This is a genomic window from Leptospira inadai serovar Lyme str. 10, from assembly GCF_000243675.2.
In the GTDB taxonomy this organism is placed as follows: domain Bacteria; phylum Spirochaetota; class Leptospiria; order Leptospirales; family Leptospiraceae; genus Leptospira_B; species Leptospira_B inadai.
This window is the reverse complement of sequence record NZ_AHMM02000006.1, coordinates 13,259-34,535: the sequence shown is the minus strand read 5'-3', so window position 1 is coordinate 34,535 and position 21,277 is coordinate 13,259. Positions and strand designations below refer to the sequence as shown.

Below are 21,277 nucleotides of genomic sequence, written 5' to 3'. Positions count from 1 at the left end.
AAGAAATTCTTTCCCGCCTGATTCGGAAACTGGGGCGCTTGGTAGAAAGCTTAATTGATGGTTAGTGAATAAGAAGTACCCGCCGTTTGAACCTGCACAACAAAACATCTGAAATTTCCAGCGGAAGTTGTTACAGAATTATTGGTGTAAGGTGCGAGCGTAAAAAAGGCATCGAAATTGGATGACGTGCCGACATTACTTGCATTGATTATAATATTTGATTTTCCGATATATAATATATTTCCTGCGCCGCCGGACGGAGTAGAGCTAAAGGTCACTGTGTCAGTCGTTCCCGCAGCGCTTGTGTAAAGATAATAAAAATATCCGGCTGTTGCACCACCGGTGACGGCTGCCCCACCTTTGGTGATGGCAGTAGCGCCCACGCAAGACGCCTTGTTTTGGGCCAATGCCAGGGCCAAAAGGGAGGACTGATCGTCGCTGGAGGATTTCTTACATCCGTTAACAAGAGTGATTAAAAGAATCGAGATAAAAAGGAATTTGGAAAACGCGTTCATGAAACTGGAATCTCCTAAAGTACCGGGTTTCCCCGTACAAGCGTGAGTTAGTGCGCCGGATCTTTTTTCGTCAATCCCGTTTTCGGGCAAATGAGTCGCAAGTACTAGGAGGCTCGCTTTTCCCGAGTCCGAGTCGGTTTCGATTCCCTGTCATTTTCCCAAAGACCCGAGTAAATCGGCGATCCTTCCGAATCCAAAAGGATTCCGTATCCATGCCGTTTTCCGTCCTTCCATTCCCCGATGTAACGAGTCCGATTCTCGTAAACGAACATTCCTTTTCCGTTATAAATAATTCCCTTCCTGTACTCTCCCTCCAAGACCAGTTGTCCCTGATTTAAGATCAGTTTCCCCGGACCGGACGGCTCTCCATCCTCCCAGTTCCCTACGTACTTTACGCCTCCTCCTTTCCAAGTAAAGGCTCCCATTCCTTCCTTGGTATTATTCGAAAAATGCCCCTCATACACGTCCCCGTTCGCGTATCTATAAACTCCGAATCCGTTCTTCTTCCCCCAGGACCATTCGCCTAAGTATCGTTCACCCTTCGGGCTCCGGAATTCCCCGTTACCATGACCCTTTCGCAACAGGAATTCGCCCCTGTACTCGTTTCCATCCGGATAAATCATGACGCCGGTACCGATCCAACAGCTCCCGATCTTGCACGTCCCGTTTGCGGAAGATAAAAAGAAAGGGAGTACTACGAGCGAGATCCAAGCCGCCAACGCGGAAGCTACAATCCACCTTCCTTTCTTGGAAAGAAGAATCGATTTTGCGGACGCGTAAGCGCGGCCAAAGGGAATCGAGGAAAAAAAAGTTCTGAATCTCTCTCGGTTCATTTTACGGTTTCCGAATTCGTTTGGATCTCAAAGCCTAATGCCCTGGCTCTTTCGGCATGCTTTTCCGCTCTTTCCGGAAACCGGATGGCTCGAAACAGTTTCGACAAACGATAATTCACAAAAGCGATTCGCTCCGAATCTTCGGAAGCCCTAAGATAGCTCCGCACCGCGTCCGAATTCTGTCCGAGTTTCTCCTCTAATAGCCCCCGCAAAATCCAGCCTTCCAGCTTCTCCGGGTCGATTTCCAAAATGGAAATCACTCCGGGTAAAATTTCTTTCGGGTCCTCACCCAAAATGAACCGAACCCGATACCACCAAATCCCGGAATTCAGACGACTCGGATTGCTATCAAAATCCTCTTCGAAAATTTCCTTTGCCTTCTTGAGTTCCTTGGAATAGAAATAACATTTTCCCAGCATCAAACGAGTCGAAAGATAGTCGGGCGTTTCTCTATAAACTTTTTGGAATTCCCCAATCGCAGCACTCAAATTCTTTTCCTGGAAATACGCCGTGCCTGACGCGTAATGATTCACCGTTTCCTTGGAAACTCCTCCGCATCCGATGGCCAGCGACAAAAAGCAAAAGAAAAGGAACCTGGCTCTGATAAAAAACGAAAGCGATTCTAAAACGTTCCCTATAAAATCGAGATTGGCCGGCGATCCTAAAGAATCGCAGTATTGAAATCGCATCGTTCCTAGTCTTCTCCTATCGAACCCGTTCCCGAATAGTAAAATTGAAAGAATTACGTTTGTAAAAATCTTCACAAAAGCAGGAAAGGAGCAGGCTTAATTTTTAGTCAATTACATTGATTTTCGCTCGCCGATGTTCTTCTTTCAAGCTCTTCTTTCCGATCCCAACAGTTATTTCACTCGACAGGGAACCCGCTTTTCCGGTTTTATTTAGAAAAACTTCATGCAAGGGCGTTTATGCGGATCGAGATCGGTGTTGCCATCCAAGAAAAACTCGCAAATCAGATAACCGAAGTCGGAGCCATCCTCCGGGAAAAAATTTCCCTGGAATCCTGGTCTCCAGATTTGCTCCGATCCGGAATCCTGCGTTACGTAGTAACCTTTGCGGTTACCGGCTTACTAAACGCCGCAAACATACTGATCGGTGTCTACCTCCGGGACTTTAACCCGAATTCCATGATCGAAAACCTCTACGCGCAAAAAGAAATCGGGAGCCTGGTCTATTTCTTTTCTCATTTTCCGCAAAACATCCTCGGATGGTTTCTGCTTTGGGGATTGCTACCTTTCTTTCTCGCGGGCTGTTGGTATCTATTCTTCGTCATTCTAAACGGAAAGGAAAAAAATGCGCAAGCGCCGACCGTTTCCCTCTTGTCAGTCAACGCACTCCTGCTGCCCCTTTTAGCGATCGCCGCCCAAGAAGTATTCAGTTTCGCTAAACTAGTATTCCGACCGGGCGGAATCGCCTACATGATTTTCGCGATCCTATGGGTGATCCTCACGTTCGGAGCCTATCTCGGAAGCCTTCTGTACTCCATCCAAGGATTTCGGAAACAGTTCGACCAACCTACGGGTCGCGCCGCAGCCATCGTGCTTTCACCCGCCATCATTCTCTTACTCGCAACTCTGCTCTTCAAATAGGATATCACTTGGAAACGATACGAAAAATTACCGTCGCTACTTTCCTCGGGATGGCACTAATTCTTTGCACTCCCAAAGATCCCGTAAAATCAGCCATCGAGTTGAACAAACAAGGAGCGGATCTACTCCCGACCAACCCGAAGCAAGCCTTGTCCAAATTCATAAAAGCATCCCAACTAAATCCCAAGCTTGCGGAGTACCGAGCCAATGCCGGAATCGCCTACATGACGATGGATCAAAAAGAAGATGCATTGCGCAAATTTGGAGAAACCATCCAAATCGATCCCAAGTACCTGCAGGCGTACTACAATAGCGGTGTAATATTAGAAAGTCTAGGACGACACAAAGAAGCCATCCAAAACTACAAAGCCGCACTCAAGCTGACCACCGATGACACACCGGAAATCCTGTACAATCTCGCCCTATCGTACGAAAACTCGGAACAGAAAGAAGAAGCGATTCAATCCTATTCTAAATTCATAAAGATCGCCCCCGCAAGCTTGCAACCTGCAATCGAGGAAGCCAAAGCCAGAATCCAAAAACTACAGGGAAAAAGTTCACCGGACAAAAAGCGGATACGCAAATTGGACCGGAAGAGAAAAGGAGAGCAGGCATCGGTTCAACTTTACAAGGAAATTTTATCTGTCTTCAGTCCTCCGTATGTGACAATATGGCAGAGATATAGCTTTCTGTTTTCTTGAATTTGGACTTAGCTTAAAAATCAGGGGACAATTCGGCCGCAATTAGGAAAAAATATTCGCTTTCCATAGTCTATTTGAAACGATCCTAAATAAAGAAACTCAGGAGATCCTTTGTAAATGGCCGTAACTCCCTTAGAGCCTATCCCGACACTGAAAGGAATAAAAGCCGCGGAATTCGTGGAAAAAGCGGATTCAAGCCGAAGAAAGGAAATTAAAATTTCTGATCTAGAAAAAGAGATCTACCTCTTTTTAATTCAAAAGAATTCGCTTAAATAATCCCAAGCCCGAATGGAGCTCCCCTCCTATAAGGATTATTTTCTAAAGCCTATTTCTGAAACGAACCTGGAACTTTTCCAGTGTGACTCAGAACTGGAATCTTACTTTAAACTCGACGCTCAGGATTCAGAATCGGAATTAATTTCTAAAAACTATTTTCTCCACTGTAATGGGATAGAAGAACCTCTAGTCGGATTTTGTCTCAGTAACAGCGCGATCAACACGGTATTGGAATTTCGGCAAATTATACCGCATAATACTCAATACAAAGCGTATCCCGCAGTCCTGATTGGCCGATTTGCAACGCATTCAAAATACCAAGGAAATGGATTCGGAAAAATCGTATTAGGCTTATTGAAATCTTGGTTCATAACTAATAATAAAACCGGGTGTCGATTTCTGATCGTCGATGCTAGAAAAGAAGCCGTCAATTTTTATAAAAACTCAGGATTCGAAGACTACCCTGAGCAGCCCCCCGACTCAAATAACATTTTAATGTACTTTGATTTAAAAGATTTTCAACTTGAAGTTCGAAAACGGATTCCGGAAAATTAATTTTACGAGATTTTCTTTGATCCTGTCGTCGATCCCCCAGGAAAATCCGGTTACCGGACATCGACGACTTGCCCACTGCATAGCTATCCCCAAATTTAGGATATTATCGGGTAGGAGTTCCAGCATAATTCGTTTTTAAAAAAATTGTTGTCAGGGTAATAGGAATAATTATCTGTCCTCTGTCCTCTGTCCTCTGTCCTCTGTCCTCTGTCCTCTGTCCTCTGTCCTCTGTCCTCTGAATTACTCCGGCTTCCAAACCTTGTCCAATTCCTCCACGTCTTTTTCCCAGGCAGGCGAATCATAGGAGTACTTCTCGACTACCTTACTCCGATCGCTGGGCATCGCCCAAATAGCATCCAGTGTCCAAAAAGAATTCGAAGTCTTGATTTCTTTGATAAGATTCAACTTCGGATCGTAGATCCTAAAAAAAGACTCCGTTCTTTTTTCCATCGCCATCGGGATGATTCCGATACTCAAAAAACTCAAAGGGAATGAGATCGCAAACGTAACCGCACCCAAAATCGTAGGCTCCGAAAAAACGGGAGTAAAAATACCGACAACATAATAATCAACATCCCGCTTCTTTAGCTGAAACGTCTTGGCCCCGGAATCCAATTCCAATATTTCGCAAAGATCCGGAAGCGCACCGGCCCCGAGTAAAGAATACGAAAACTCCAGGAACCGGCGTATGTTTTCCTCTTCGATATCGGATTGAATCCCGCTGGAAGGAAACTTATTGATCGGTTCCCCCCAGGACAAAGGGGAAATGAGTTGATCCCGCAAAGGATAGGCAGCTCGTTCATCGGAAGTAACGTTTCTGCGACCTTTAAAGAATTTGGATTTTAAATTCGTTCCGTATTTCTCCGAAATCGCAATTTTACAAGGCGTATTAATCCAGCCGTCCAACTTGTTCCCGACGGTAGCGGTGGAATACGGATGAAAACCTACTAAGGCGACTTTCTTTCGGGTATCCATCTTTCGGACCGGCATCCGTTCCGGACCGACTAAATTCATGCTTGTACAAGATAGTAAGAATGTAGAGAATAAAAAAGCAAGGTAACGCATTTAGGTGAGTCCGGCGGGAATTTGAATCTATTCAACTTTTACAAAGTTAGTTTTCAGAATCAAAGACTTTTTAAAATTTAAAGTAAGAGCGGCATCTTTGTAACCGAGCGCCCTCGCCGTCCTTATTTCACGATCTCCCTCCGTCCTTTTTCGCGGTTTGTAAAGTATAGCGGCTTTTCTTGCGCGAGGGAATGGATAGGCCGGCAACAGTTTCATTAGTTTATTATGGATTTCCACGGCATCGAAATCGCGTTCGGTTGCTTCCGGCAAGAAAGCGAATACGGTAAAATAATTTGTTGGAGTTCCCCCGATTTAGAGGACACGGAAATGCATAAAAATAGGATAAAGTCGACATTTCCCGTAAATCCGCAATACGATGAAGAATTTCAAAAGAACGCAGTCGAGCTTGGTTCGAAGACAAATAAATCATCAGCTCAGCTATCACAAGAATTAGGTATATGATGAATACGCTACGGAATTGGAAGAAGTAGTGTCCCGCAGATGACGGACCTTTCAAAGACGCACCACGGGAGGAAGTGGATCACCTCAAAGCAGAATTAGCTGAAGTAACGAAGGCAAGGTAGATCTTAAAAAAGTCCGTGGTCATCTTCTTGAAACCCGCAAATAAAGTATTCGTTAATTAAAATAACCGAATTCCACGAGATAAATTACCATTGTGTTTAAAGTCGTATGCATCTCTTCAATGATACATTTTAAAATAGTCGAATCCGTTTGGCTCGAACGATACGACTCCGCCTACATAAAATTTCTTATTCGTGCCGGAATCATTCAAGCGGATTCCCTACGATTCGGGTATCATGAATGCGGTTCAAAACCGTTCCCGATTCAATCGCGCAGGTAGGCGGTGTCGATTTTTGGTCCGATCTCTTGAAGCAAATGCATGGGAAAATCATACGATACAAATTGCAGGCTTGATCGTTGCAAAGGAATTGCATTGTTAGGAACGTCTAAAAAGCGAAGCCAGAGATGAAAACAAAATGAAAAAAATATTTCTCGCAATCTGTATTTTAATGACTGTTATTTCGGCTTGGTGGGTTATAACCGCGTCTCAGAGCGACTATCATAAGATTGACGACGTTGATTTTTCCTATGCCGCCTTGATTTTAAACAGCCCAAATCCGGAACGACTCTCGGAATTTTATCGGAACGTCTTAGGAGTTCAAATATCCGAAGAAGAGTCCGTATGGAGCTTAAATGGATCAAGCAATTCGGTTATATATCTTAGAACAGCCGGCTATGATAAACAAGGGCCGTTATTAACCATCTTAAAAAGTGATAAATCGAATACGCCATCGCCTTCGCCGAATGATTTAGGTTATGCTCATATTTGCTTTGAGAGCGATGACGTCCCCGGCTTGATCAGACAAATCCTAAAGAACGGCGGTAAAATACTCAGTTCGTTCAAAGATTTGGAGAAAGTTCCCGTAGCATACGCGACTGATCCGGACGGGAACGTTTTCGAAATTCATTTGCCGTTTCCTACACCGGTAACTCCGCGTACAATATATCGCTCGCTGAAATCGTTAGTGCGGATTTACTTCAAGTTACCGCCTGCGAAAGTCGACGCGGTGCGATTTCTTCATGTAAATATTAATTCAACGAACTGGATTAAGACGATGGATTTTTACACTAAGGTATTGGCGACTTCCAGTACAGGATTCGAAAGGAATTACAAAGGGGAATTCATTGAAAATCTAACCGGCGTAAACGGGGCCGTGGTGCAAGGTCGACATGTCGAATTGCCCGGTTATAGCGAGGGAGGTCCGACTTTCGAAATTTTCACTTATAATAAATCGTCCTCAAAGGGACCGCGTACGATAAACGAAGTCGGGATCGTTGCGACCGGCTTTCGAGTCCGAAATGTGGACACCGCAATAAAGAAGATAATCGGCGAGGGTGGAACTCTTATGAGCCGAAGGGGAAGTCGATCTGCAATACTCAAAGATATCGACGGCAATATACTGATTTTAGCGCCGAAAAACGAATATTAGATAAATAAGAATTCAAAATATGCAAGGGGATGTCGTGTCGATCAACCCCCGGATTATAGGAACTCCCCGAACTCTCAAATTTATATAAAATGAAAGGAGCTCCCAAATTTTAAAGGGTACTTAAGCAAAACATCCAAATTGCAAGAATCGGAACGGTCCCCGCTACAAGCCATTCGCCCCTTCCATCAAATTTTTAAAGAAACCATAAAATCACCCGTGTAATTTCAAGAACCGGATAAGAATCGGAAAAAGCCGATCGAATCCGGATTTGATAGACTTTTTGCAGAATTCAATAAGAAAATGACCCTAAAAAAGGCTCTAATCGTCCGTAAAGATCCCGGGATTCAACCCGGTTTTTTAGAGGATGAACTATGAACGAGCACGTTCCTTTTTTTCAAGTCGTATCGGGGATAATCCCGCACGTTCCGGAAATCTTTATGATCGATTTTTTCAGATACCTCTTATCTGCAAGTATCGTCTTTGCGGTATTGTACGTTTGGAAGCACCCTTTCCAACATAGAAAAATCCAAGATAGAGTCGCCAAATCGTCCCAGTTTAAAAAAGAATTTCTATATTCCGTTTCTTCGGTCGTAGTATATACGCTGGTTACCTTTATCGTCCTCACTCTTAAACAATACGGTTATTTTAAATTCTATGACAGGGTGGAAGATTACGGTTGGGGCTACTTGATTCTTAGCGTGGTTCTTATCCTAGCGATTCAGGACTTCTATTTTTATTGGACTCATCGCCTGATGCACACTCGTTTGTTCTTCAAAACGTTTCATAAAGTTCATCACGATTCCATCACGCCATCACCCTGGACCGCTTATTCGTTTAGTCCTTGGGAAGCGTTAGTGCACGCGATGATTATGCCGATCGTAGCGTCCTTATTTCCGGTCCATACATTAGCGCTCGTAATCTTTATGACGATTCAAATAATCAGAAATGTTTTAGGACATAGCGGTTATGAAATGTTTCCAAGCTGGATAATATCGAACGGAATTTTGAAACATATCAACACAAATACCAATCATGATATGCATCATCAATATTTTAGATATAACTTTGGGCTTTATACTACGATTTGGGATTCGATTTTTGGAACGGTTCATCCGGACTATGAGAAGACATTCAAAAAAATTACGGAAAGCAAACCCTTGAATGTTAAGGAAGAGCTGAAAGCCTGATTCGAGGAAAGCAAAAGCTTTGACTTTCTTCCCACTCAAAGCTTTTTGCTATTCAAACCGATTTTGGGTTCAGCCGCCGGGCTAAATTCCCATCCTAGACCGGCTTTCGGTCGTCAAGCCCGTCGTTTAAAAAATGGTTCGTTTGGACAACCTCGAAAATGACTCGTATTTATTTAGAATCGTTTTCGATGAATGCGGGACAGTCCGACGATGCCTACCGAATCTCGCGTTTCTTCAAGGCCGAAAAGAGTTATTTTTATGAAACTTGTACAAACTTAAGTTTCAAAATGACCTTAAACTCCATATTCCGTTATTATTAAGTCAAGAAATTCGATTAATTTTCGAACTTTGCGAGCGACCGACGATTCTAAATTTATCGTTTTTTTCCCTTTTTTTAAGTCTACACTAACAAGTACGAAATTAGGCTTGTGCATCCTGTTGCTAGATTGCGAATAGAGCTTTGGAAATTTTTTGGGACTTTTCGGTGAGGATGGGGTAATGGAGCGTAGGAAAGCAGATCGATATTTTTCTGACGAAATCAGCAAATTCAAAATTCGCGCTAAAATCGACGAGATCGGAGTTAATGGGTTTGTGTACGATATTTCCGAATTAGGAGTCGGCATAGCTGCCCAAATACAGGATGTGAATAAAATATTAACCGGTTCCGCTATTTCCGGATTCGTACTAAGCCCGGACGAAAGAAAAAAATTTCACTTCGAAGGATCGATCGTCAGGAAAGAATTCATTTTACAGGGCGAGGTCGAAAGACTTCTCGTAGGTGTAAAATTTTCGGTCAAAATCGCTTTACCGGATTATTTGACCGTGCTTGCATTGCCCGTGGGATTCATGGTCGATTAAGGTACTTTCGTTTCCATTCCAAATAACTCCTCCCTTCTCCGATCCTGGCCGAGTTTTATTCAATCGGTATAGCTTTGCATTTTCTCGATAAAACCGCCTCATTAAACGTATTGCATTAAGAAATTATGAAGTTCAAACTTCCCTTTATCCTCAGTAAGAGTAAGATCGGCCGCCGGTTTTTTCCAAAATAGGATTCACACGTTTGATCGTGACTCGCTCGGCCTCGGTTGCATAAAAAGACATTGCATGGGGTCCGAGTAAAAACGGGTAAGCGAGTCTTAAAATCGCGCGTCTAACCGAAGATCACTCCGCCGAAAACTTTAGCCGAATGAATGACCGACTTTAAAGCGGAACTTACAGGATTGCGATAACTTACCATTATCATAACAAGTATCGGGGGAATCGAAGCGTTCGCTATCTTTCAGGGCTTGAACGCGATCGAGTTTACCGAATTCGTATTTCCTGTCGTAGAAATTATCCAGCTTCCAGGACTTCCGATAAGCGGCGAATAAGCGAAATTCTCGTTCGTGCCCGCAGCCACCAATAACCCCGATATAGGATTAACTACAAGAGCATTCCAAGTCGTACCCGAACATCCGCTTTGAATATTCGTAGGTGAATCCATATTCGTACCACCTGTAGAAGAAATCCCTAAAAGACAGGTTGTGCCTAACGCGACAAAGAAACCGGAGACTGCATTATAAACTCCCGCATTAAATCCCATACTCGTGCCCGCTGTGGACGTTCTCGTAGTCCACGTGACTCCTAAATCATCCGTATAACTCCAGTCAGGCACAAGACCCGTCGAGGTTCCGTACGCGATCAACCGGGATCCTGGACCTGCGGCAATTCTTACAGGCGAGCTAGTACTCGAAGTGAATGCGTTCGATGCAATTAGGGGAGAAGAAAACTGCGACCAACTTGCTCCATTATTAGTAGAAACGAATGAATCGACTGTCGAGACGGTAGCATAGTATGTACTGCCTACCGAGATGATCGAGGAAACAAAACCGTTGATAGCCGTTGCACCGAAGGAAACCTGGGTCCAAGTGGAAGCGGTTACATCCGATTGCTGCATGAAATGAGTCGCGAATGTAGGATAATTATCCGCTGCTCCTGCAACAAAATTCGTACCGTTAAAGGCGACCGAATACAACGGAGTAGTCATCCCCCCACCGCAGGTACTTTGAATCCATTTGAAGCCGTCCGAACTGGTCCAGATTCCGCAACCCGCAGTGCTAGAGCTAAGACTTCCTACTGCTACAAATTTACCGTTCCCATAGGCGACGGCATTGATTGTAGCACCGCTACTACCCGCACAATTCGGGAAGAGCGTATTTGATTGACTGGTCCACTTTATTCCGTCCTTGGAAGTCCATAAAGTACAATTGTTCCCGACCGCAACGTACAAACTCTTCGAAGATGTTAAAAGGGAAAACAGGAATCCGCTCGGAGAACTGGGATCGAGCGAGTTTTCTTGGAACTTCATGCAAGAAGCCGTAAAAGAAAGTAAAAGGGAATAAAAAAGAAATTTCATATCGAATCAGGGAAAACTATCCTAATTTCTTTTTTATCGAAGTCAAAGACAAAAAAAGAACCCGTTTAATTTTCCGATGAATTCGGAAACGAAATAGAACCGCTTCCATCGCATGCAATAGTATTGTCTAAAAAATAACTTGGATTTTCTTTCTATTCGAATGCAAATAATTCCCGACTTTCGCGTCATAATTCCATCGAAATAAGCGGAATGTCTTAGTTATCTCGGATAGCATATCCCTTTCAGAAGAGCGAATCGCCGGATTCATTTCGAAACGCGATCCCCAGCACCAAGGGCAAATTCACAAATGCTAATAGAGCAAATGTTTCTAGGCCGTTATCTATTCCGGCTTAAACCGCGTTATATCGACAAATTCGAACCCCCCAGCGGATTTAAGCAGAAGTGCTTGCAATCCCGTTGTTTAATGAGAATATTCTGATATGACTAGTAAGACAGACCATCTTGATAAGACGCAAGCGCACTGGAAGCGGAGATCGGAACCTGCTTGGGACCGATTTCAATTCAATCAGCCGTATGAAAAGGGACTGAAACGGCTCCGAGGAGAAATCCTCGGAAAAACAAATTTCGATCCGGCAACGTTATGGCAATGGGGAACGATGCAGGCTATGGCCGTCATCGGAATTCTAAAAAACGTGGAAAAGAAATTCGGTATGGAAGGCCAGTCCGTCATCTACGATAGTCTCCATCAAATCGGCTATGATATCGGTAGGCAAATTACGCAAGGCACGACGATTCCCAAGGATATGACCGATTCAGAATGGATCAGTTTTTATGCAACGGTTATCAATCGTATCGCGTATGCTTCCTTGGAATCGCCTGCCATCGAGGATGAAAGTCGGGCGAACTTTCACATCGATTGGTGTCCGCACCAAGATCATTATGGAGCGATGGATTGTAGAGTGCAGCGATATTTCGTGCAAGGTATGTTAGATGCGGCTATAGAATTCATGAAGACCCAAGGAAGGACCGGTAATTGGGACGTAATGTTCAAGAGCACGATTCCGGCAGGAGCGGAAACTTGCTATTTTCATGTGGAAAAAAACAGCGCCCAAGCCGGCGCGCGTTGGGAGAAATATACGAAACTCCTCGAAACAAAGGCCTTACGAGCCGCTCAGGCAAAACCGAACAACTCTCCTCAGGGATAACCTAACGATGATTAGACTAAAATGCTTCTCAAATTAGATACGGATTTGGCCTAGAGGTAAACCTAGATTTCTTTCCTTCATCGATGAGACAAAGAGGATCATAAACGATTTTCCCAACTCCCGAATGCGATCGAAGAATCGTATAAAAAGAAAGCATCAACTTAGTAGGGAATACGGCGGATCGGTTAGAGGGTTTTTGCCCTATCGCTACGGATGTATTCGCCTTACGGTGATTCGATCTAACGGCGTTGCGCGTTACCTTTAGAGATGAGGAAAGAGTCGTTAAACTAGGATTTTTGCGGAAGGAACTAAATTGCCATATTCTTCCCGGAGAATCATTTTAAAAGGTAAGAACCGAGTGATCTTCCTATTTACGACCCGGCATCCTGTCTAGATCCTTTAAGTCTTCTAGTTTTTGAAATAGTAAGGTCCTTACATGATTTGCTGCCGACGGCTGGCCGAGTGCATGAACTGCCCAATTATAACTTATAACCAAAGCCAAAAGCTGATCGGATAACTCGGACGACTTGACCGGCGAAAGTTTCGATTTCTTTAATTCACGTTTCAGAAATTGTTGGAACGTCCGAATCGAACGTTTGATTTCCGCGTCGATTTTCTCGGGTAGCGAAGCCCCCTCAAAGGATACCCGGCCGAAAAAACATCCTCCCGGAAAAACCTTTCGATCAACGTAACTCAACCAATTTTCGCAAAAGGCGATCACCCTCTTATAACCCGAATCGATATTCGCGATAGGCTGGATGACTTCCCGAGTGAAAATCTCGGCAGCAAATTGAATCGTACTCATTTGGAGATCCAATTTTGATCCGACAGAACCGTGAAGACCTGCTTTGCTCATCCGAGCGGCTGCCGCCAACTTCCCGATCGTAAGGTCATTCAGTCCGTGCAATGATGCATAATCGGCAGCCAACTGAAGGATTTCACGCTGAGTTTCATTCTTTTCCATAATTCGCTGAAATTTCGAAAGAAGTTCTAAATTACATCTCTGAAATCTTTATCCAAAGGCGAAATAAAAAATTCCGTGGCCACCTTTATTCTACTTTACGAACGTTCGTACGCTTTTATTCTACTCCAATGGAACCAAAATTTCTTCTCATTTTCGCAACCACTATCGGCGCCATCATGGCCACTTTAGTTATTCGGGACATAATTCTAACCAAATCCGGTGGAAGTAGGACTAAGCTTCTTCAATCCCTTTTGCTGATTCACGGCTATAGATTTGTCGGTTTAAGCATGTTCATACCTGGAATCACCTCCCCAAGTATGCCTACCGACTTTTCGATACCCGCCGCTTGGGGAGATTATATCGCCGCAATTCTGGCAATTTCGTCTTATCTGCTTTTAGGAAGGAAATTAAAAGTTGCGATTCCGCTCGTTTGGTTTTTTAATATTTGGGGATTCGTAGATCTCCTTTATGCAAGTTATCAAGCATTAACGCTTCATATTTCACCCCTAATGGGTTTTATGTTCTATATTTTTACAGGATATGCGCCGCTATTGGTGGTATCACATCTCGTAATCTTTAAGATCCTTCTTCAGTCTCGAAAGAATTCTACGGTGGAGAGCATCTAACATGGTCGACTGGGAGAAGCACTTTCGAAGCTTAGAGCAAATGTACAGTCAGGCCCCGATCAACCGCTTTTTCCAACCTCGGATTTCAGTTTCAAAAGGATTCGCGGAATTAACGATTGAAATTCGCGATGACTTTCATCACGCGGCCGGTGCGGCTCATGGAGCCGTGTATTTTAAGGCCGTCGATGATGCGGCCTTTTTTGCGGCAAATTCTTTAGAACCGGATTACTTCGTCCTGACTTCAAGCATCACTCTTTTCTTTTTAAGGCCGATTCGATCAGGGACGATGATTGCAAAAGGGAAAGTAGTTCAGAACTCTCAAAATTTGATCGTCGCGGAGAGTAATCTATTCGATACTCGAGGTAAGGAAATCGGTAGAGGAATCGGAAGTTTCGCTAAAAGCAAAATTCGGCTTACGCCCGAAATCGGCTATTTTGCGCCGACTGACGAACAGAAGTGACTTTAAATAAATGTTGAATAAACTTCTTCCCTAAAATTCTTTCGGTATTCACTAGGACACACCGCCTTTTTTCGGAGACGGAAGATTTCCGTTTCCGGAATTAGGCCCTGAGCAAAGTTTCATAGTTTGTTTTAAGTAAGAGCAAGGAGAAGCAACACCGGCGGAGAAAAGGATAGAACTGTTGGACGATTTTAAAGAATAGTAAAAATCGACTATTACATAGCCGTAAATTTTTAAAATCGGAATTTCCGAATTACGCTTCTTTAATATTACTTTAAAATGGATTCGTATCGGTATTTAAGCTCGACTCGGCTAAAGTTCCGTAAAAAAATGAGTTACGAATCGCATTCAATACGATGACTGTATTTGCTCCGGAATCCGCGACAAAAATAGCGCCCAAGACTGCATTGAAAACGACGTTTTCAGAATTTACTCCTGTCGTAAAAAGCGAGCTAGCGAGAGTTCCGAAAAGATATGCCTTGGTCATCGCATTTAAATAAGTTACCGAATTCGTGCGTAATCGAGGATATGCAATATAGGTCCCTAAGAAAAACCTCTGGAAAATTTACCTCTATTTTTATACAAGGAGCGTCTAAACTTAAGTCGCAAAAATTGCGATTTTTATAATTCGAGAGAGGAATTATTTCAAAGACCTCGCTGAATTGAAAATTCCTTTCTATTCCGGCGTAGAACGAATTTTATCCTATTGATTTATTGCAATGAAGTTACATGGCTAAGACGGATATTCATTTCGGCATAGGACGAGATTAAAAAGTGCGTAAATAAAAAGCGGTTTAATAAATAAGATTATCGGAATTCACCACTCCCTGCTTTTGAATGATTTTCTTGGAATTTAAATTATTGAAACTTTATGAAAAACACTAAAAAGAATCTATCTCTTCTCATTATAACCTCCATCTATCTATCCTGTTCCGCCTACAATCCGATTCGCATCGCAACGGGAGCAGCAAGTAAATACGTTTGTTCCGGTGTTTTTATTTCTAACTTAGATCCCGATCGGGTATATGAAGAAACATTAAGGGCGGCGACCGGAATGGGACTTGTGGATTGGGCTCTTCGATATCGCGTCGATCAAATACGGAAAGAAGTTACGGCAAATTTTGCCGGCGGTTCCGAAAGCAGGTCTAGATATCGTGAAGGAATGGGTTGTCTTCTCGCAAACGATATTCCGGAAAATATTTCCGCAAAAAAGATCACTCTTCCGAACTCCCCGGCAACGTTATCGGAAACCGCATGGCCGGAATTAGTGGAACCGGCTACGGCAGGACTCGGACTAGCTTTGGATCGCGCATTCGAAGAATCTTCGGACACACCGCATAGATGGACTCGTGCAGTAGTAATAATTCATAACGGAAAGTTAATCGCGGAGCGCTATGCTCCGGGTTACTCGATACGTAGCGTATTCCCCGGCAATTCCTTAACAAAATCGACAATAAATGCAATCGCAGGTATTCTAGTTAAACAGGGAAAGCTTTCTGTTGAAAGTCCGGTTAGAATTTCCGCTTGGCAAAAATCCGAAGATCCGCGGTCTAAAATTACGACGGATCAACTTCTGAGAATGTCGAGCGGACTGCCCCTCGACGAACCGTCTTTTCGATTATGGTTTACGGAATCCGATATGGATTCGTATGCTCAAAGCTTTTCCCTCGAGCAAGATCCCGGCACGAAATGGAATTACAGCAATGCCGGTTATCAAATTCTCTCTCGAATAGTCCGAGATTCTACCGGCCGCGATGCTCAGACTTTTATGGAATTCGTTCATCGGGAATTATTCGCCCCCCTTGGAATAAAAAACGCCACCTTGACTTTTGATTCTTCCGACATTCCCGTAGGCTCCAACGGAATGTTTGCTAGTGCGCGAGACTGGGCTCTTCTCGGAATGCTATACTTAAATGACGGTTTCGTAGGCCGTAAACGAATTCTGCCGGACGGCTGGGTGAAATACTCAACGATGCAAACACTCGATACTGGTTACGGCGCCGGATTCTGGCTCAACGTCACAGACAGTAAGATCCCCCAGTTTGGCATTCGATGGGGTATGCCTCATGCGCCTAAAGATACTTTTTTCGGTCGGGGACACCTGGGTCAATATATCGTCATAATTCCATCAAAGAAGCTAGTGATCGTTCGCTTAGGAGTATCTCACGGGAGAGGTGGAGAAATCGAAAGTGTAGGCCAACTCGTATCCGATGTAATAGCGGACTTAGAGAAGTAGTCCTAATCGAAAAGTAATATGATATTCCGTTCAGCAAACTCGTCGGCCGATTACTCTCCATCCAATTCTAATAGAAAATACTTTTGTTATCCTATTTCGTTCCTGTTTTTCCTTTCAATAATAGTTCCAATTTGTCTTTCGGAGGAATCATCTGCTTGCTTTCCTCCGGAGAAGGAGTCAGTTTTTTTCCACATCCGAAGTGGTTATTCCGGAACAAGGATCTTCTTGGTTGGGTTGCATATTTTTGATCGCTCGAATCCAGGAGCATGCCATTTTCATATAACCTAACGTACTCGGGTGTACGCCGTCCGGAGAATAATCGGGACCCGGTTGTAAGGTATGATGCATGTCCATGAGAGTCATCCTCGCTCTGTTCTCCGGAGGTCGGTTGTACCAGTTATTCGAGATGTAATTATTATACTTAAGGATTACCTTATTAACGGTATCATAACCTTCCTTCGGAGGAGCAACCTTAATGATCTGGGCAGCGAACACATGGGTCTTTTGATTTTTCTTGAGTAAGATATCTATCAAAGTAAAAAGATTGGCCCCGGCCGTTGAAGCGATCTGGTCAATCTGGGCATCCGTCGGATTCTTAATCGTTAATATTTGCCACATATCATTCGTTCCGGCGTGTACTAGAGTGATATCGGCAAAGCTGGAATAATTGGCGATCGGTGTCAGTTGTTCGATCGTCCAGCCGGGATATCCGTCATGAGTCTGGGTATTAGACAACCACTGTTGCACATAAGACCCGCCGCTTTGATAGCCTTCCGTAGTAAATACGATACCATCTCCTGAAATAGAAAGAAGAGTCATCCATCCGCGATATCCGCCGCCCTTTTGCCCCGGAGGCATGCAAAGATATTGTCCGATCGGATAGACCGGACATTTCCAATCATCGGTAAAGCCGATGCCATAGGTGATCGAATCCCCGAAGGGACGTATAAGAACCGGATTCACTAATTTATAGGGCGCAGGTTGGGCCCCAATCGACAATGTGCAAAATATAGTAACAAGAACAAGTTTAACCCTCGATCTCTTCACGAACCATCCTCCTATAGTTTAAATAATGTGCACATATAAAACATTGATAAAATAGATCTTTACGAGTCAAATTTCCTTCTTCCGTATTTTTGTTTAGATGTTGATCCTTTAATATAAGGTTTAAAACGTAAAACGGAACGGCCTCCTCGGGTAAAGAAGCAAAATCCGATTCCGTCATGACTTTCGCTTCGCCTTTCGAAAATTTGAAAGAATGATAATAATCTCCGGATTCTAAAATATTTTTCCCGGCTTCCATTAATATCGCTGTCGTAACTTTATAATCTTTCTCTAATCGTAATATACCGTCACCCAAGTTCCGTAATAATTCGTAGAGACCTTGCCAATCATTTCTGACCCCATAGGAATCCATTTTACCTAATGTAATGATTAGATTGTTATACATGCCGTTCAATATACGTAAAAGTTTTCGACCCTTTTCAAGCGAGGGATTTAGTGTCCGAAGAATTTCCGGAAAAATTAAGGAAAAGTTCGTTTGAGCGTCCCATATTCCTTGAAAAATTCTAAAAAAAATACGAAGCGAATTGTGGGAAACGGAATAATCACGCAATAAACTCTTAAACTCCTTGTAGGAAGATTCGATCGTAGTGGCGGACTTAAATCTCTCGTAACTAAGTATTTCATGTTCGCGGTATTCGGGAATTTTTCGCCCTAATAGACTCTCCATTCTAAGAAATGGTTTTGAATATTCTTTTTCGCCTTTTTTTCCCCAAAACGTATTACACGCATATTGCAAAGTTTTTAGATCGATTATACTTTTCGTATCTTTAAACTGAAAATAAATACTTTCTTCGATTTTGTTGATTGAGGCTATGAGAAATTTACTATTGAATTTTCCGATTTCGACCGAATCGCATACGGAAATAATAATGTCGGGAGAAACATTTAATAATTTTAGTTCTTCGCGAATCGATTCTAGAATTTTTCCTTCGATTCCTTTTTTCTCAATTCCCGAAAGGACGATGGTGTATAGTGTAGTGGACTCGAAAAGAAGAAGATACTCCGTACGACCAATCATTACGTTTCGAATTGCCCAAAACTGGTAAGGAACTAAATCTTCCTTATTCGTAATCGTATCTAAAGATTTCGTCCATCCGAATCGTTTTAAACACTTTGCTGAAGGTAATAGAATCATTTATTAAGACCTCTCCTAAAACTATCGATCGTAGCGCTATTATCCATAAAATAACGAGATATATGGATTTTGGGACAAGCCCATGAAAACTTTCAGTACCCCAAAACCCTGCTATTACAACCGTCTAGGATGAACAAGCCTCCGGAAGGGCTTACGCCTGCCCCGGAGGTGCAGCTCAAGCTATTAGCTGAAATTCCGCCGTTATTGCTTACTGTAGTCGCGAAACTTCCTGCTTGTCCATAGACTCTCGTTGCAGTCGTGCTTGCCGACGGAAAGTAAAGAACCCTATGGTTATTGCCATCGCAAATATACAACCCTCCGGAGTACGGATCGGCCCTAAGGAATTCTGGACTCGCTAAACTATTCGCTGAAGTTCCGCCGTTATTATATACTGCAGTCGTGAAACTTCCCCCTTGTCCATAGACTCTCGTTGCAGTCGTGCTTCCAGGAGGATAGTAAAGAACCCTGTTTGCGTTAGAATCAACAACATACAAACCGCTGGAAGAATCCAAGTCTAGATCCGATGCGTTGCTTAAGGTATTTGCAGAAGTCCCGCCTAAATAGTAGTTGTTTATGGTAAAACTCCCGCCTTGCCCGTATACTCTCGTTGCAGTCGTTGTGCCGGATGGAAAGTATAGAACACGATTATTTCGAGAGTCGGCTACATACAGTCCATTAGAAGAATCTAATGCCAAACCCTGTGGCGACCAAAAACTACTTGCAGAAGTTCCGCCGTTATTTGCGGCGCCTGCGGTAAAACTCCCGCCTTGCCCGTATACTCTCGTCGCGGTCGTTGTGCCGGACGGAAAGTATAGAACACGATTATTATTCGTATCAGCTACATACAATCCATTAGAGGAATCTAATACCAATGCATACGGTACGTTTAGACTGTTTGCGGAAATTCCTCCTTTGTTTGCGGTGCCTGTAGTAAAACTCCCGCCTTGGCCGTACACCCGGGTTGCGGTGGTGCTATTTGTCGGATAATATAACACTCGATGATTACTCTGATCGCTTAAATACATTCCGCCGGAGGAATCGAAAGCTATACCACCATAAGGATAATTCAGACTATCTGGTGAAATTCCGCCATTATTCACGGTACCTGTAGTAAAGCTCCCGGCTTGTCCGAATACTTGTATGGCAGAAGTAGAAGCGACCCGAAACGTAACAGTCCCGGTAGCCGTTCCGCCATTCCCGTCCGACGCGTTAAGAGTGTATGTGGTACTTGGTGAGCCCGCCGTTGGCGTTCCGGAGATCGAACAGGTAATAGGATTTAAGGACAACCCTGGAGGCAGAGTCGGACTGACTGTACAGTTCGCGACGGTAATTCCGCTGATCGTGGGGGTTGCGCTAAAGGGATTTCCGGATAGCAGAGGAGTGATTGAGCCGAATGTAATTGGTGCGGAGCTACCGCCACTGCCGCTAATGCCTACACCGCCGCCGCTTCCTGCCAAGTTCATGCCTAAAAGAAGAGGCCATAGATTGTCCGGACTTGAATTCTTTATGCAGGGGGGCACTTTACCTGCTCCGCACAATAAAGCAGCCGCATCTTGCCCAAGGCAGCTAACGTTCTGGGTAAATAGAAGAAATAAAAGAAGCGAGAAAATATCCGTTTTTCTCATAAAGCGACTCCTAACGTATGTCCTTATCGTGATACAAACGAATAAAAAACATTATTTACAACCATTTTTTTAAAATATTGTCGTTTTGCTCTTTTTGAATACTTTCAGGAATTTTCATATTACTTAAAGAACAGATAACGTATTATTAATATAAAATTAATGTATATGATTGTGAAGTTATGTATCATTCAACTCCAAAATGGTCGGATGACTCGTTTCCGGAGTACGAAATGCCTCAGAAAGACAATTCGGATAAATCAGGGCACTTTTTCCAGAATAACGTTATATGCTTTTTACTTCAGGCAACTGAAGAAGGAGGACGGACGCGTTCGCATTACTTACACTAGACGAAAGCCGCTCAAAGCCGGAAGAGCTACCGAGGGGAGATTTCCCGTTTAAAGACCAACTTCGAGGAAGAAGAGAAAAAGTTTGGAATCAAAAATTCTGATACGATCAAGGCGCCCATAAATTAGAGTATAATAAAATTACGGTAATTTGATGTTATGTATCATTTGATTTTTATCACCGGATTGGTTCGAGACGTCCGAAAAGTAAAATTACACGGACCATTCTTCGTCGACGAAAAAACTTGGATATCGCAAGCTGATTTCTAATAAAAGAGCTTTGCAACAGGAAAAATCCACCGCATTTGCTCTAATAATCGAACCGGCGAAAGCGGAATTACGAGTATTCGGTCCCTTTAAAATTCCGTAAATATATTCGTTCGAACCCGGCCGTAATACAATATCCTTGCTTATTACGACGGAAATTTTATGACTTGAAATAGAAGACACAGGACCGCTCAACGTTTTTTCATTGAAAGTCGCAACGATGAAAAAACTTGAGAATTGATT

Annotated in this window: 21 protein-coding genes; 11 read left to right on the top strand and 10 right to left on the bottom strand. The window is 43.4% G+C overall.

The genetic code is table 11. From position 1 onward, the window contains the following. Nucleotides 1-50: 50 nt before the first annotated feature. The 3 genes from LEP1GSC047_RS00970 to LEP1GSC047_RS00960 all read right to left on the bottom strand — a co-directional run bounded on the left by LEP1GSC047_RS00970 (nt 51) and on the right by LEP1GSC047_RS00960 (nt 2,037). Nucleotides 51-515 carry a hypothetical protein gene (locus tag LEP1GSC047_RS00970; protein WP_020988091.1) on the bottom strand — a complete coding sequence of 155 codons (465 nt, stop codon included), beginning with the start codon at nt 513-515 and terminating at the stop codon, nt 51-53. Nucleotides 516-619: 104 nt separating this feature from the next. Then, nucleotides 620-1,348 carry an MORN repeat-containing protein gene (locus LEP1GSC047_RS00965; RefSeq protein WP_010412891.1) on the bottom strand — a complete coding sequence of 243 codons (729 nt, stop codon included), beginning with the start codon at nt 1,346-1,348 and terminating at the stop codon, nt 620-622. Then, nucleotides 1,345-2,037, bottom strand: a complete 693-nt coding sequence (locus tag LEP1GSC047_RS00960) for a tetratricopeptide repeat protein (RefSeq protein WP_010412894.1) — start codon at nt 2,035-2,037, stop codon at nt 1,345-1,347. The genes LEP1GSC047_RS00965 and LEP1GSC047_RS00960 overlap by 4 nt, the downstream gene beginning before the upstream one ends. Nucleotides 2,038-2,274: 237 nt before the next feature. Here LEP1GSC047_RS00960 and LEP1GSC047_RS00955 point away from each other — a divergent pair, with 237 nt between their 5' ends. From LEP1GSC047_RS00955 to LEP1GSC047_RS00945, 4 genes are all read left to right on the top strand, one after another. Further along, the gene (locus LEP1GSC047_RS00955) at nt 2,275-2,955 is read left to right on the top strand and encodes a hypothetical protein (protein ID WP_010412897.1); all 681 of its coding nucleotides are present in this window, start codon (nt 2,275-2,277) and stop codon (nt 2,953-2,955) included. A gap of 8 nt (nt 2,956-2,963) precedes the next feature. Then, nucleotides 2,964-3,656, top strand: coding sequence for a tetratricopeptide repeat protein (locus tag LEP1GSC047_RS00950; RefSeq protein ID WP_010412900.1), 693 nt, complete (start codon nt 2,964-2,966; stop codon nt 3,654-3,656). A 117-nt stretch (nt 3,657-3,773) separates the two neighbouring features. Beyond that, nucleotides 3,774-3,932, top strand: a complete 159-nt coding sequence (locus LEP1GSC047_RS21530; RefSeq protein ID WP_020988145.1) for a hypothetical protein — start codon at nt 3,774-3,776, stop codon at nt 3,930-3,932. A 12-nt stretch (nt 3,933-3,944) separates the two neighbouring features. After that, nucleotides 3,945-4,487 (top strand): GNAT family N-acetyltransferase, encoded by a 543-nt coding sequence (locus LEP1GSC047_RS00945; protein ID WP_010412904.1) that lies wholly within the window; start codon nt 3,945-3,947, stop codon nt 4,485-4,487. A 240-nt stretch (nt 4,488-4,727) separates the two neighbouring features. Here LEP1GSC047_RS00945 and LEP1GSC047_RS00940 read toward each other — a convergent pair whose 3' ends face one another. Next, complete coding sequence (locus LEP1GSC047_RS00940) at nt 4,728-5,552, bottom strand: Lp29 family lipoprotein (RefSeq protein ID WP_020988116.1); 825 nt, start codon at nt 5,550-5,552, stop codon at nt 4,728-4,730. A gap of 998 nt (nt 5,553-6,550) precedes the next feature. Here LEP1GSC047_RS00940 and LEP1GSC047_RS00920 point away from each other — a divergent pair. The 3 genes from LEP1GSC047_RS00920 to LEP1GSC047_RS00910 all read left to right on the top strand — a co-directional run bounded on the left by LEP1GSC047_RS00920 (nt 6,551) and on the right by LEP1GSC047_RS00910 (nt 9,609). Then, nucleotides 6,551-7,564, top strand: a complete 1,014-nt coding sequence (locus LEP1GSC047_RS00920) for a VOC family protein (RefSeq protein WP_010412919.1) — start codon at nt 6,551-6,553, stop codon at nt 7,562-7,564. Nucleotides 7,565-7,935: 371 nt separating this feature from the next. Then, a complete protein-coding gene (locus LEP1GSC047_RS00915) occupies nt 7,936-8,751 on the top strand; it encodes a sterol desaturase family protein (protein ID WP_010412922.1) in 816 nt (271 codons plus the stop codon). A 498-nt stretch (nt 8,752-9,249) separates the two neighbouring features. Then, nucleotides 9,250-9,609, top strand: a complete 360-nt coding sequence (locus LEP1GSC047_RS00910; RefSeq protein WP_020988097.1) for a PilZ domain-containing protein — start codon at nt 9,250-9,252, stop codon at nt 9,607-9,609. Nucleotides 9,610-10,030: 421 nt separating this feature from the next. On the opposite strand, the gene LEP1GSC047_RS00905 is transcribed toward LEP1GSC047_RS00910, so the two are convergent. Beyond that, nucleotides 10,031-11,098, bottom strand: coding sequence for a hypothetical protein (locus LEP1GSC047_RS00905; protein ID WP_039933858.1), 1,068 nt, complete (start codon nt 11,096-11,098; stop codon nt 10,031-10,033). A gap of 488 nt (nt 11,099-11,586) precedes the next feature. Here LEP1GSC047_RS00905 and LEP1GSC047_RS00900 point away from each other — a divergent pair, with 488 nt between their 5' ends. Continuing rightward, nucleotides 11,587-12,312: a hypothetical protein gene (locus LEP1GSC047_RS00900; protein WP_010412928.1), complete on the top strand. Its 726-nt coding sequence runs from the start codon at nt 11,587-11,589 to the stop codon at nt 12,310-12,312. Between the two features lie 367 nt (nt 12,313-12,679). Here the strand turns inward: LEP1GSC047_RS00900 and LEP1GSC047_RS00895 are convergent, their stop codons facing one another. Next, nucleotides 12,680-13,276, bottom strand: coding sequence for a TetR/AcrR family transcriptional regulator (locus LEP1GSC047_RS00895; RefSeq protein ID WP_010412931.1), 597 nt, complete (start codon nt 13,274-13,276; stop codon nt 12,680-12,682). 176 nt (nt 13,277-13,452) lie between these two features. Between LEP1GSC047_RS00895 and LEP1GSC047_RS00890 the strand changes: the two genes are divergently transcribed. Together LEP1GSC047_RS00890 and LEP1GSC047_RS00885 are read left to right on the top strand one after the other, a co-directional pair. Further along, nucleotides 13,453-13,902 (top strand): hypothetical protein, encoded by a 450-nt coding sequence (locus LEP1GSC047_RS00890; RefSeq protein ID WP_238325497.1) that lies wholly within the window; start codon nt 13,453-13,455, stop codon nt 13,900-13,902. 1 nt (nt 13,903) lies between these two features. Next, nucleotides 13,904-14,362 carry a PaaI family thioesterase gene (locus tag LEP1GSC047_RS00885; protein WP_010412937.1) on the top strand — a complete coding sequence of 153 codons (459 nt, stop codon included), beginning with the start codon at nt 13,904-13,906 and terminating at the stop codon, nt 14,360-14,362. Nucleotides 14,363-14,636: 274 nt separating this feature from the next. On the opposite strand, the gene LEP1GSC047_RS00880 is transcribed toward LEP1GSC047_RS00885, so the two are convergent. Next, entirely contained in the window at nt 14,637-14,849 is a 213-nt protein-coding gene (locus LEP1GSC047_RS00880) for a hypothetical protein (protein WP_010412939.1), read from the bottom strand. A gap of 384 nt (nt 14,850-15,233) precedes the next feature. On the opposite strand from LEP1GSC047_RS00880, the gene LEP1GSC047_RS00875 reads away from it, so the two are divergent. Beyond that, nucleotides 15,234-16,598 (top strand): serine hydrolase domain-containing protein, encoded by a 1,365-nt coding sequence (locus LEP1GSC047_RS00875; RefSeq protein WP_010412941.1) that lies wholly within the window; start codon nt 15,234-15,236, stop codon nt 16,596-16,598. A gap of 177 nt (nt 16,599-16,775) precedes the next feature. Here the strand turns inward: LEP1GSC047_RS00875 and LEP1GSC047_RS00870 are convergent, their stop codons facing one another. The 3 genes from LEP1GSC047_RS00870 to LEP1GSC047_RS00860 form a co-directional block, all read right to left on the bottom strand. After that, nucleotides 16,776-17,645, bottom strand: coding sequence for a GDSL-type esterase/lipase family protein (locus tag LEP1GSC047_RS00870; RefSeq protein WP_010412943.1), 870 nt, complete (start codon nt 17,643-17,645; stop codon nt 16,776-16,778). Next, nucleotides 17,626-18,798 carry a DUF6933 domain-containing protein gene (locus LEP1GSC047_RS00865; protein WP_010412945.1) on the bottom strand — a complete coding sequence of 391 codons (1,173 nt, stop codon included), beginning with the start codon at nt 18,796-18,798 and terminating at the stop codon, nt 17,626-17,628. Before LEP1GSC047_RS00865 ends, LEP1GSC047_RS00870 begins: the two co-directional genes overlap by 20 nt. 92 nt (nt 18,799-18,890) lie before the next feature. Further along, on the bottom strand, nt 18,891-20,423 hold the full coding sequence (locus tag LEP1GSC047_RS00860) for a putative Ig domain-containing protein (protein WP_081654327.1): 1,533 nt from the start codon (nt 20,421-20,423) through the stop codon (nt 18,891-18,893). Nucleotides 20,424-21,277 lie beyond the last annotated feature (854 nt).

Coding starts and splice junctions, on each gene's coding strand:
- LEP1GSC047_RS00915 (WP_010412922.1), top strand. CDS start 7,936: ATGAACGAGCACGTTCCTTTTTTTCAAGTCGTATCGGGGATAATCCCG.
- LEP1GSC047_RS00965 (WP_010412891.1), bottom strand. CDS start 1,348: ATGAACCGAGAGAGATTCAGAACTTTTTTTTCCTCGATTCCCTTTGGC.
- LEP1GSC047_RS00860 (WP_081654327.1), bottom strand. CDS start 20,423: ATGAGAAAAACGGATATTTTCTCGCTTCTTTTATTTCTTCTATTTACC.
- LEP1GSC047_RS00885 (WP_010412937.1), top strand. CDS start 13,904: ATGGTCGACTGGGAGAAGCACTTTCGAAGCTTAGAGCAAATGTACAGT.
- LEP1GSC047_RS00890 (WP_238325497.1), top strand. CDS start 13,453: ATGGCCACTTTAGTTATTCGGGACATAATTCTAACCAAATCCGGTGGA.
- LEP1GSC047_RS00945 (WP_010412904.1), top strand. CDS start 3,945: ATGGAGCTCCCCTCCTATAAGGATTATTTTCTAAAGCCTATTTCTGAA.
- LEP1GSC047_RS00940 (WP_020988116.1), bottom strand. CDS start 5,552: ATGCGTTACCTTGCTTTTTTATTCTCTACATTCTTACTATCTTGTACA.
- LEP1GSC047_RS00875 (WP_010412941.1), top strand. CDS start 15,234: ATGAAAAACACTAAAAAGAATCTATCTCTTCTCATTATAACCTCCATC.
- LEP1GSC047_RS00905 (WP_039933858.1), bottom strand. CDS start 11,098: ATGAAGTTCCAAGAAAACTCGCTCGATCCCAGTTCTCCGAGCGGATTC.
- LEP1GSC047_RS21530 (WP_020988145.1), top strand. CDS start 3,774: ATGGCCGTAACTCCCTTAGAGCCTATCCCGACACTGAAAGGAATAAAA.
- LEP1GSC047_RS00865 (WP_010412945.1), bottom strand. CDS start 18,798: ATGATTCTATTACCTTCAGCAAAGTGTTTAAAACGATTCGGATGGACG.
- LEP1GSC047_RS00910 (WP_020988097.1), top strand. CDS start 9,250: ATGGAGCGTAGGAAAGCAGATCGATATTTTTCTGACGAAATCAGCAAA.
- LEP1GSC047_RS00900 (WP_010412928.1), top strand. CDS start 11,587: ATGACTAGTAAGACAGACCATCTTGATAAGACGCAAGCGCACTGGAAG.
- LEP1GSC047_RS00970 (WP_020988091.1), bottom strand. CDS start 515: ATGAACGCGTTTTCCAAATTCCTTTTTATCTCGATTCTTTTAATCACT.
- LEP1GSC047_RS00955 (WP_010412897.1), top strand. CDS start 2,275: ATGCGGATCGAGATCGGTGTTGCCATCCAAGAAAAACTCGCAAATCAG.
- LEP1GSC047_RS00960 (WP_010412894.1), bottom strand. CDS start 2,037: ATGCGATTTCAATACTGCGATTCTTTAGGATCGCCGGCCAATCTCGAT.
- LEP1GSC047_RS00895 (WP_010412931.1), bottom strand. CDS start 13,276: ATGGAAAAGAATGAAACTCAGCGTGAAATCCTTCAGTTGGCTGCCGAT.
- LEP1GSC047_RS00880 (WP_010412939.1), bottom strand. CDS start 14,849: ATGACCAAGGCATATCTTTTCGGAACTCTCGCTAGCTCGCTTTTTACG.
- LEP1GSC047_RS00920 (WP_010412919.1), top strand. CDS start 6,551: ATGAAAAAAATATTTCTCGCAATCTGTATTTTAATGACTGTTATTTCG.